Source organism: Phormidium pseudopriestleyi FRX01, assembly GCF_017313335.1.
Taxonomy (GTDB): Bacteria; Cyanobacteriota; Cyanobacteriia; order Cyanobacteriales; family Laspinemataceae; genus Laspinema; species Laspinema pseudopriestleyi.
Genome location: NZ_JAFLQW010000437.1, coordinates 1 through 9998 on the forward strand (window position 1 = coordinate 1; position 9998 = coordinate 9998).

General features: G+C 40.8%; 10 protein-coding genes. All 10 read left to right on the forward strand.

Annotated features, from left to right (window positions below; translation table 11 throughout):
• Positions 1-118 precede the first annotated feature (118 nt).
• Positions 119-1939 (forward strand): ABC transporter ATP-binding protein, encoded by a 1821-nt coding sequence (locus J0895_RS16415; protein WP_207089121.1) that lies wholly within the window; start codon positions 119-121, stop codon positions 1937-1939.
• A gap of 11 nt (positions 1940-1950) precedes the next feature.
• Positions 1951-2526 carry a D-glycero-alpha-D-manno-heptose-1,7-bisphosphate 7-phosphatase gene (locus tag J0895_RS16420; RefSeq protein WP_340643538.1) on the forward strand — a complete coding sequence of 192 codons (576 nt, stop codon included), beginning with the start codon at positions 1951-1953 and terminating at the stop codon, positions 2524-2526.
• A gap of 152 nt (positions 2527-2678) precedes the next feature.
• Positions 2679-3266 (forward strand): SIS domain-containing protein, encoded by a 588-nt coding sequence (locus tag J0895_RS16425; RefSeq protein ID WP_207089122.1) that lies wholly within the window; start codon positions 2679-2681, stop codon positions 3264-3266.
• Between the two features lie 12 nt (positions 3267-3278).
• A complete protein-coding gene (locus J0895_RS16430; protein WP_207089123.1) occupies positions 3279-4259 on the forward strand; it encodes an SDR family oxidoreductase in 981 nt (326 codons plus the stop codon).
• Positions 4260-4288: 29 nt separating this feature from the next.
• On the forward strand, positions 4289-5281 hold the full coding sequence (locus J0895_RS16435; RefSeq protein ID WP_207089124.1) for an NAD-dependent epimerase/dehydratase family protein: 993 nt from the start codon (positions 4289-4291) through the stop codon (positions 5279-5281).
• Between the two features lie 2 nt (positions 5282-5283).
• Positions 5284-6912: a hypothetical protein gene (locus tag J0895_RS16440; protein WP_207089125.1), complete on the forward strand. Its 1629-nt coding sequence runs from the start codon at positions 5284-5286 to the stop codon at positions 6910-6912.
• Between the two features lie 2 nt (positions 6913-6914).
• Complete coding sequence (locus tag J0895_RS16445) at positions 6915-7712, forward strand: transketolase (RefSeq protein ID WP_207089126.1); 798 nt, start codon at positions 6915-6917, stop codon at positions 7710-7712.
• A 15-nt stretch (positions 7713-7727) separates the two neighbouring features.
• Entirely contained in the window at positions 7728-8657 is a 930-nt protein-coding gene (locus tag J0895_RS16450; RefSeq protein ID WP_207089127.1) for a transketolase family protein, read from the forward strand.
• Position 8658: 1 nt separating this feature from the next.
• A complete protein-coding gene (locus tag J0895_RS16455; protein WP_207089128.1) occupies positions 8659-9453 on the forward strand; it encodes a sporadic carbohydrate cluster 2OG-Fe(II) oxygenase in 795 nt (264 codons plus the stop codon).
• Entirely contained in the window at positions 9450-9842 is a 393-nt protein-coding gene (locus J0895_RS16460; protein WP_207089129.1) for an LIC12192 family sporadic carbohydrate cluster protein, read from the forward strand. The genes J0895_RS16455 and J0895_RS16460 overlap by 4 nt, the downstream gene beginning before the upstream one ends.
• Positions 9843-9998: the final 156 nt, after the last annotated feature.

Consider the following 9998-nt stretch of genomic DNA (forward strand, 5'->3'; position numbering starts at 1 on the left):
ATGATTAAAGTTTTGAAAAAAATATTGGTCGATTGAAAGAGGGTAGATTGTGGTTTTTGAGTCGCAAATTCAATCTGTGATATTCTCAGGCAAATAACCAAAAGTCAGACTAAATTGAATGAAATTTTTCCAGAAATTACTCTATTTATTCACAACTAAAGAACGTTGGCAAATCGCTGGGCTGTTTATCCTAATTCTGATTGGCGCTGGCTTGGAAACTTTAGGCATTGGCTTAGTTTTGCCATTAATCTCTTTATTAGAAAATCCTCAACTGCTTCAGGAGGAAGGAATTCTAGGATGGGTCTATCAAGTGTTTGGCGCTACTGAACCCAGGTATTTCTTAATCGGGGCTGGCTTGGGGTTGATTGGGATTTATTTAGTTAAAAATGCGTATTTGACTGGATTAACCTATTTACAGTGCCGTTTTATTTATAATAAACAAGTCGAATTGTGTTTCCGACTTTTTCGCGCCTATCTCTACAGTCCCTATACGTTTCACTTACAACGCAACAGTGCCGAATTAATTCGTAATCTAAGTTCTGAAACGAAAATTGTTTGTGGGAGTGTTTTAACTCCCGGTTTATTAGCTCTCACAGAAATTACAATCCTCACTTGCCTCGCTTTACTTCTATTCCTAATGGATCCAGTGACTTGTTTAATGGCGTCTGGACTCATTGGGTTAGCAACGGTTAGCTTCTATCAATTTGTTCGCATTAAGCTAAGTCAGCTAGGAAATGCGCGGCAATATCATCAGGTTCAGGAGATTCAGACGATTAATCAAGCTTTCGGAGGAGTCAAGGAAGCGAAGGTTTTAGGGCGAGAGCAATTTTTTCTGGAGGTTTATCGTCAGCATAATAGTGCTTCTAATCGCACGTTGCAGTATTTCCAAATTGTTAGCCAGTTACCTCGATTGTTTATTGAGACTATCGCCGTAGTCGGGCTAATGCTGATTTTTGTGTCAGTTTTGGTTCAAGGGCGAGAATTAAGTGAGGTAATTCCCACACTATCTTTATTTGCCGCCGCCGCTTTTCGATTGATGCCATCGATTAATCGAATTTTGAATTCAGTGACAACTATCCGCTTTAGTTCTTATGCGGTTAATGTTATCTACCATGATTTAAGGGAACTACAACCCCTTCTAGAAAGTAGCCAATTAGTTAATTTCACCAGCAAACTAGCTGACACGAAGCCTGTTCTGGAAACATTTATCGAGTTAAGAAATGTTTTCTATCGTTATCCTGCAGCCAGTGATAATGCCCTCAAAGGTGTTTCTCTGACCATTCCCAAAGGAACTTCAGTGGGCTTTGTCGGGTCTTCAGGGGCTGGCAAGACAACCATTGTAGATGTGATTCTGGGTCTGTTGCCACCCACTCAGGGGCAAGTTTTAGTCGATGGTCGCGATATTTATGATAATTTATCGGCTTGGCAGCGGTTGATTGGGTATATTCCTCAAAGTATTTATTTATGTGATGATACTTTGAGGAATAATATTGCTTTTGGCATTCCCGCAGATCGGATTAACGAGGATGGGATTGAGTCTGCGGTTGAGTCTGCCCAGTTGACTGAATTGGTGAAAAGTTTACCGCAAGGGTTGGATACCTTGGTAGGGGAACGGGGGGTGAGGCTGTCGGGAGGGCAGCGGCAACGAGTGGGGATTGCCAGAGCGTTGTATCATAATCCAGAGGTTTTGGTGATGGATGAGGCTACGGCAGCTTTGGATAATCAGACTGAGGCTGGGGTGATGGAAGCAGTGGAGAAGTTGAGTGGAGAGAAAACTCTGATTATGATTGCTCACAGATTGAGTACCGTGAAGAACTGCGATCGCCTTTATTTTATGAATCAGGGACAGATTATAGATTCAGGCACTTATGACGAATTATGTCAACGTAATCACAAATTCAAACGTATGGCTCAGGTCATTCCTGCCAAAACAAACTGATTCTAATTATTGTGCAAGTAGTCAAAGATATGGAAGGTAAGCAAGCACTATTTCTAGACCGAGATGGGGTAATTAATGTCGATTATGACTATGTTTCTTGTCCTGAGCAGATTGAATTTGTGGACGGTATTTTCGATTTGTGCCGCCATGCCCGTTCCCTCGACTATTTAATCTTTGTGGTGACCAACCAGTCGGGCATTGGTCGCGGCTATTACACTGAAGACGATTTTGAGCGGTTGATGAATTGGATGAAGAAAATCTTTCAAGATCAGGATTGCCCGATAGCCCAGGTTTATTTTTGTCCTTATCATCCTACGAAGGGAATGGGTCAGTACCAGCGAGAGTCCAATTGGCGTAAACCTAAGCCAGGAATGATTCTAGCTGCCGCTGAAGATTTTAAATTAAATCTGAAAACTTCTGTACTGGTAGGGGATCGCTCACGAGATATTGAGGCAGGACAGGCAGCAGGAGTAGGATGTAATCTTTTTTATGCCCAAAAAACCTTACCCAATTTGTCCGTAGTCCCCACAGCTGTGGTGACAAATTTGTCTCAAGTTCAGATTTATCTGAATCTGTGTTATACTTAAAATGCAAATACAAAAATAGTCCGTTAATAGGAAAATAATGACATAATTTTTATTTGTTATGGGGGCCGAAAAAATTGTCTGATTATGTTAGAGATATTAACTTGTTTGTTAAACCTTTGTATTAATTAAGTAAACTAGAAAAAACTGAAACAATGGAAAGCCATATCCGAAGTTATGCCACAAAATTACAGCAAGCCTTAGAATTGGATGCAATGAAACTCATTGAGCCGTTGGGCTTGGCTTTGTTGTCCGCATGGAAGAACAAAAAAAATGTATATTTATGTGGAAATGGGGGAAGTGCTGGAAACGCAGTTCATTTGGCCAATGACTTGATTTATGGAACAGGGATGAAAGTAGGTAGCGGAATTCGTGCAGAAGCATTAAGTGCTAATCCAGCAGTTCTGACTTGTTTGGCAAATGATTTAGGGTATGATGAAATTTATGCTCAACAGTTAAAAGTTAAAGGAAATCCTGGTGATATATTGATTGCTTTATCTGGAAGCGGCAATTCCGCCAATATTGTGAAAGCTTTAGATGTTGCTAATCAGATGGGTATGAAAACTTTCGCTATTTTAGGTTATTCGGGAGGAATTTGTAAAGAATTGGCTCATGTGCCGCTTCATTTCCCTGTAGATGATATGCAAATAGCAGAGGATATACAGTTAATCGTAGGCCACATCTGTATGCAGTGGTTATGTGAAGAAACTGCAAAAGAAGTTAAGCCAATGGCGGTTAAATAAGGAGGGATAACAATGATGCGATCGCTTGTTACTGGAGGTGCTGGATTTATTGGGAGCCACGTTGTGGATACTCTCCTTCAATTCGGCCATGAAATTATTGTTTTGGATAACTTTAGTACAGGTCGTCCTGAAAATTTATCTCATGTTCAGGGTCAGGTCGAATTGATTGATTGTGATCTTTCTACCCCTGGATCTTGGGTGGAAAAATTTAAAAATATTGATTGGATTTTTCACTTAGCCGCTTTAGCAGACATTGTGCCCAGCATTCAAAAACCTGATGCCTATTTTCGTGCTAATGTTGATGGCACATTTAATGTTTTACAAGCCAGTGTCGCTGCTGGTATAAAAAGATTTATTTATGCGGCTTCTTCCTCCTGTTATGGGATTCCTGATCATTATCCAACCCCTGAAACCGCCGAAATTCGTCCTCAATATCCCTATGCTTTAACGAAAAGATTAGGGGAAGAATTGGTAATGCACTGGACTCAGGTTTATAAACTTCCAGCTTTATCTTTACGCTTCTTTAATGTCTATGGAACTCGCTCTCGTACTTCGGGGACTTATGGAGCAGTATTTGGAGTATTTTTAGCACAAAAATTAGGGAATAAACCATTAACAATTGTGGGAGATGGTACCCAAACTAGAGATTTCACTTATGTTACAGATGTAGCATCAGCGATGATTACAGCAGCTATGAGCGATCGCGTTGGGAGCATCTATAATGTCGGGAGTGGTCAAACAGTTTCCGTTAACCGTTTAGTAGAACTGCTTAGAGGTGAAAAAACTTATATTCCCAAGCGTCCAGGAGAACCTGATTGTACCTTTGCTGAGATTACGAAAATTGGTCAAGAATTAGGGTGGTTTCCTAATGTTACCATTGAGGCAGGAGTAGCAAAAATTTTAGAAAATATTGATTATTGGCAGAATGCTCCCGTTTGGACTCCAGAAACTATTGCTACTGCTACCCAAGATTGGTTTAAATATTTATCTTAAACAACAAGATTTGACTATAGAGGTTGACCATGACAGAAGAACTTAAAAAGATTTATATTACTGGTGGTGCTGGTTATGTGGGAGCGCGATTAGTACCCCGTTTATTAGCAGAAGGTTATCAAGTCACAGTTTTAGATTTAATGATTTATGGTGAGGAAGTGTTACCATCTCATCCTCACCTCAAAGCAATCAAAGGAGATGTTCGCGATCAGAATCTTTTACAACAGACCATACCAGGGCATGATGCTGTAATTCATCTGGCTTGTATTTCTAACGATCCTAGTTTTGAGTTAAATCCTGAATTGGGTAAGTCGATTAACTTGGATGCTTTTCGACCTTTAGTTGAAATTAGCAAGCAAGCTGGTGTAACACGATTTATCTATGCTTCTTCGTCATCTGTTTACGGGATAAAAGAAGAAGCAGACGTTCATGAAGAAATGTCTTTAGAGCCTTTAACTGATTATTCAAGATTCAAGGCAGATTGTGAAAAAATCTTGGCTGAGTATCAATCTTTGGAGTTTACTACAGTCACGATTCGCCCCGCTACTGTATGTGGTTATTCTCCTCGACAACGGTTAGATGTAGTTGTAAATATCCTTTCTAATTTAGCCTTTCATAAGCGCGAAATCAGCGTGCTTGGTGGAGAGCAGCTCCGCCCTAATATTCATATTGAGGATATGGTGGAGAGCTATTTGGTTTTATTAAAATCTCCAACGGAAAAAATCGCTGGTGAAATTTTTAATGCTGGCTATGAAAATCAATCGGTGCTTGAATTAGCAAAAACAGTTCAGCAGGTAATGGGTGACGATGTTAAGCTAGTCAGGACACCAACAAATGATAACCGTTCTTACCATATTTCTTCTAGAAAAATTGCTGTACGTTTGGGTTTTGTACCCAAGCATACTATCCGTGAGGCAGTTGAGGATATGAAGCGGGCTTTTGAGTCGGGTTTATTACCCAATTCCCTCACGGATGAGCGGTACTTCAACATAAAACGTATGCAAAATTTAAAACTAAAATAATTATGTTTCGTATAGGAATTGACTTTGATAATACTATAGTTTGCTATGATCGCCTCTTTCCAAAGATTGCTTCTGACTTAGGTCTTGTAAAAGATGCCGTATTTTCATCTAAAAATGATGTTAAAGCGCATCTTTTACAACAAAAAAGTGGCGATTTGACCTGGCAAAAATTACAAGGTCAAGTCTATGGTAAATATATGCTTCAATCTGATATATTTCATGAATTTCATGAATTTTTATATCTGAGTAAACAGCGCGGAGTTCATCTATATATTGTTAGTCATAAATCAGAATTTGGTCATTTTGACGAAGAGAAAATCTCTTTGAGACAACAAGCCTTGAATTGGCTGAAACAACAAGAAATTGTGGGTACAGATCGATGGTCTATTTCCGAAAACAATATATTTTTTGAATCTACTAGGAAAGATAAAATAGAGCGAATAAAATCACTTGAATGTACTCATTTCATAGATGATTTACAAGTAGTTTTAATGGATAAAAATTTTCCTAATATTCAAAAATTATGGTTTAATCCTGACCCTCCTTCACTGACGGAAGAATCTATCAATAATTTTCAATCTTGGCGACAAATAACGAACTATTTATATCATTCCTGGGAAGAAAAAGATATAGTTGAATTAACCCAACACAAGTTTCCTTATTTGAATATCGAGAAAGTCTTACTGCAAAAGGGGCAAGGTAATAGTAAAATTTATAAATTACTGAGTTCTCAGAAAAAATATATACTAAAGATATATCCAGATCGTCAAATAGATGTCCGTCCACGCCTAGAAACAGAATCATTAGCTTATCAAACTTTATGTAGCCAAAAATACCCTGTTCCTGAATGTGTTATCTTGGACTCTCGTTTAGGCTGGGGAATCTATAGTTGGATTAATGGTCAATCTGTAGAACAAGTAGATCAAGTATTCTTGAGCCATGTATTTGATTTTGTGCGCCGCTTATTAAAAGATAGCCGCTCACAAGCAGAACAACTTAGTCAAGTATTTAGTAAAGCGTCAGAAGCTTGCCTTTCGGGAAGTGAATTAATCCGGCAGATCGAAACTCGAAGAAAAAAATTAACATCTGTTAACTCAGAGATGTTGCAATCTTTTTTAAATGAGAATTTTGATCCTTACTTTCAGTCTTTATCGATAGAAGTTAAATGTAAACATTTTTTTGCAGAATCATTACCCCAATCTTTACAAATTCTCAGTCCTGCCGATTTTGGTAGTCATAATGCAATTAAAGTTAATGAAAAGCAATTTATTTTTTTGGACTTTGAATATTTTGGTTGGGACGATCCGGTTAAATTAGTGTCAGATTTTTACTGGCATCCTGCGATGAATCTGTCTCCAACTTTTAAAAATGAATGGCTTGATTTCGCAAAAAGTCTTTTTATTGATGATGATTCTTTTCACGAAAGGTTAAATGCATATTTACCGTTATATGGTTTGCGGTGGTGCTTGATTTTACTCAATGAATTTCTTGAAGACAAACTCCAGCATAGGCTTCATGCCCAAGTTTCTTCATTAGAGCCTAAATGCTCCCAAGACATCGCTAATCTTCAGCATAGGCAGCTAAACAAAGCGAAAAATTTATTAGCAATAATCAAGGAGATGCCTGTCTAAAAATGGACATTCGTTCAAAACATCTGAGAACACTAATTGTTGATGCTTTAGTAGGGGGAGGACGTGGCCACATTGGCTCCTCAATGTCAATGGTTGAAATCCTTCGCACACTCTACGATTCCTTTCTTCACTATCGCTCGACAGAACCCTACTGGAACGATCGCGATCGCTTAATCCTAAGTAAAGGTCATGGCTGTTTAGCACTGTATGCCATACTGGCAGACAAAGGTTTCTTTCCCCAAGAAGAATTAACCACCTTTTGTCAGCCCACATCCCGTTTAGGAGGTCATCCCGAAAAGGGTAAGCTTCCTGGTATAGAAGCTTCCACAGGTGCTTTGGGACATGGTTTACCTATGGGAGTTGGAATGGCTCTTGCAGCTAAAATTCGTAAGCAATCTTATCGCGTAGTGGTCATCACAGGTGATGGTGAAATTAACGAGGGTTCTGTTTGGGAAGCCGCCATGTCAGCAGCGAAACATCAGCTTTCCAACCTCAGCGTCTTCGTGGACTACAATAAGCTGCAATCCTACGGATCAACGCAGGAGGTTTTAGATCTAGAACCCCTGATTGATAAATGGCGCAGTTTTGGGTTTGAGGTGGAAGAAATTGATGGTCATGATGTCCATGCCCTGGAGCAACTGATGCAGCGCCTACCCCTTAGCGATCGCAAACCAACGGCAATCATTTGTCACACGATTAAAGGCAAAGGCTTTCCTTTTGCAGAAGGTCAAGCGGAGTGGCATCACAAATCTCGTCTCAAAAAAGAAGAGATTGCGGCGATGTATGAGTGTTTACGGTAATTGAGATAAAGAGTAATGCGTAAATCTGCCCTAAATTATGTTCATAAACTGGCTCAACAGGATGAGCGAGTGGTTTTCATTGGCTCGGATCTCGGACCTGGGGTGCTGGAGGCGATGAAACAGGAAATACCCGATCGCTTTTTTATGGAGGGGGTCAGCGAGCAACATATTATTGGCATGGCAGCAGGACTGGCAATGGAAGGTTTTATTCCTTTCGTCAATACGATCGCCACCTTTTTGACTCGTCGCTGTTACGAACAGGTTGCTCTAGACCTATGCCTTCAAAACTTACCAGTGCGACTGATTGCCAACGGTGGTGGCGTGGTGTATGCCCCTTTGGGTCCTACCCATTTAGCTGTGGAGGACATTGGCATTTTGCGAACCCTGCCTAATATGACCATTATTGCCCCCTGTGATGCTGATGAAATGAATCGCTTGATGCCTCAGACAATTGACTGGCCCCATCCGATCTATATTCGTCTGGCGAAAGGGGGCGATCCTATTGTCAGCAAACCTGAGTATGGTTTTAAGATAGGTCAAGCTATTCTACTGCGTGAGCCGGATGCCGGGTTATTTGTAAGTACAGGTGTAATGACACAGATGGCTCTGGAAGCGGCTCAAAAGATGGAACAATCAGGACTTGATTGTGGAGTATTGCATATTCACACCATCAAACCCCTTGATCGGGTAACTCTCAGTCATTGGTTGCCCAAAGTTAAAGGTGTGGTGACTGTAGAAGAACATACGCGAATTGGCGGGTTAGGGAGTGCAGTGCTAGAGTTTTGCAGTGATGAAATGCCAGAGCAAACAGCAAAAATTTATCGAATAGGGATTCCCGATCGCTTTGCAGACCAGTATGGCACTCAGAATTCCTTACTGACTCATTGGGGAATTACCGTAGATTCCCTTTGTGCTGCTATGGTTCAACAACTTCATAAGTCGTAAGATGATGTTTTTGACAGAATCCGAACAGCAAATCTCAGCCGAGTATCAGCATCAGGGGTATATCATTCGTCCTGTCGCAGATTTGCCCGCTTTGGTCTGGATCCGGGAGCAGTTTATTCGCTTAGTTCAAGATGCATTGGGGCTGGTTGCTGATGATGAGCCTAATGTTTTGTTAAATACTATCCATGAAAGGGTCTCAAGTGCTAACCTTAATTCTTTCCGCTTAAAGATTATTCGCGGGATTAACAGCCTGGACAACTTTCGATTGATGTATTTTCGGGTGGCGCGGCCTTATCTAGAAACCCTCGTGGGGAATGAGTTGTCAATGCAGCTACGGGTGAATCTGAGCATTCAGTTTCCAGGAGATGATAGTTCATTATTACCTGTTCATGCCGACACTTGGTCGGGTGATTCCCCTTTTGAGGTGGTGGTTTGGCTGCCTTTAGTGGATTGCTATGGCACAAAAGCGATGTACCTTTTACCACCTGAACCCGCTGCCGAGCTTAATCGCGAATTCGGGCAACGAGCGGGAGCGAGTAGCGAGGAACTTTATCAGGCGATCGCCCATCAAGTTAAGTGGCTGAAGGTAAAGTATGGTGAAGTGTTGATTTTTAATCAAGCATTGCCTCATGGTAATCGAGTCAACGAGGAGCTAGAAACACGCTGGTCAATGAACTGTCGATTTAAGGGAGTGTTTACTCCTTATGGCGATAAGAAAATTGGCGAGTTCTTTGAGCCGATTACTTTGCGGGCAGTTTCTCAGGCAGGGATGAGTTATGATTTACCCAAGTTATGATTCTGAAAGTTCGCGGATATATCTTTAGTCGTCCATTTATGGGGGAGCGTGTGCCACAGCACGTCCAAAATTTGGTGATTCGAGATTATTGCGATCGCCATAACCTTCATTATTTGCTCAGTGCCACTGAATATGCCATGACGGGATGCAATCTAATCCTGGAACAAGTTCTCAATGACTTACCCGAGCTAGATGGGATTGTTGCCTACAGTTTGTTTCAACTGCCAGAAGAAACCCTGGCGCGTCAACGCATCTACGACCAAATTATTCAACTTAATAAACGATTTTATTTTGCGGTGGAAGGATTGCAGATAGGGAATCACCAAGAGTGCGATCGCATTGAAACTCTGTGGAAAGTTCGGAAAACCCTTCCCTTTTGTTACCCGTAGTCTCACTAACTGATTCTTATAGAAAGCACCGTAAAACCCATGTGCTTTAGCCGTGGGATATAAGGTGGGTGAACGTAGGTACGTAGTTAACCAAATCCATGGTATAATTAATCTGTGCGTGCGTTTCGTTTAACCTAAATGGGTAGCAATACTCAG